Origin of the sequence: Halomonas sp. ND22Bw (genome assembly GCF_003011945.1) — a bacterium.
In the GTDB taxonomy this organism is placed as follows: domain Bacteria; phylum Pseudomonadota; class Gammaproteobacteria; order Pseudomonadales; family Halomonadaceae; genus Halomonas; species Halomonas halophila.
In genome coordinates this window covers 1-274 of the sequence record NZ_PXWD01000812.1, presented here as the reverse complement: position 1 = coordinate 274, position 274 = coordinate 1, and the positions used below count along the sequence as shown (strand labels likewise).

Sequence of the window (274 nt, the reverse complement as noted above, 5' to 3'; positions counted from 1 at the left end):
AAACTGACTTGGCTTTGATGGTTGGGGCCGTCTTAATAGCAGGCCCTCTGCTTATGGGGTGGTCCCTCGGAATGGCTTGGTATATCGGCGCCTTGCTAGGGGTGGTTTTGGCATCTATTGCCGGATACGATGCGCAGGCAAGAATGTTGAAGATGGGAAGCCCAGGCGAGGATCTTCTTCAAAGGTTTTGGGCAATCGTTAAGCAGAAGATTAAAAGCATTTGGTTTGAGTGACGATTTAATCCACTTCAAAGTGCTCAATTGCAGTCCCAGTT

The 274-nt window shown here is 48.5% G+C and carries 1 protein-coding gene; it reads left to right on the top strand.

The genetic code is table 11. The features are described 5' to 3' along the window. The coding region (locus tag CVH10_RS26815; RefSeq protein ID WP_219924898.1) for a hypothetical protein at nucleotides 1-233 on the top strand (233 nt) is incomplete at its 5' end. Between the last annotated feature and the right edge of the window lie 41 nt (nucleotides 234-274).